Source organism: Streptococcus sp. DD13, assembly GCF_001578875.1.
Classification (GTDB): domain Bacteria; phylum Bacillota; class Bacilli; order Lactobacillales; family Streptococcaceae; genus Streptococcus.
The window spans coordinates 1-201 of sequence record NZ_KQ969520.1 but is presented as its reverse complement, the minus strand read 5'-3'; the positions used below and the strand labels follow the sequence as shown (position 1 = coordinate 201).

Sequence of the window (201 nt, the reverse complement as noted above, 5' to 3'; positions counted from 1 at the left end):
GTACCGTCCAAAGTGATGGCTGGTTCTTTGCCATCTAAAATGTCTGTAATATTTTGTGCAAAGTCAGAGGTCAAGCGTGGCAAGATGATTTGCGTTTCAGGGTCGCCAAAGCGAGCGTTAAACTCGATGACTTTAGGGCCATCAGCTGTCAAGATAAGCCCCGCATAAAGGACACCCGTGTAAGGACGGCCTTCCTTGATC

General features: G+C 48.3%; 1 pseudogene. It reads right to left on the bottom strand.

Annotated features, from left to right (window positions below):
• A pseudogene (locus STRDD13_RS08130) lies at positions 1-201 on the bottom strand (phosphoribosylamine--glycine ligase); the annotation flags it as partial.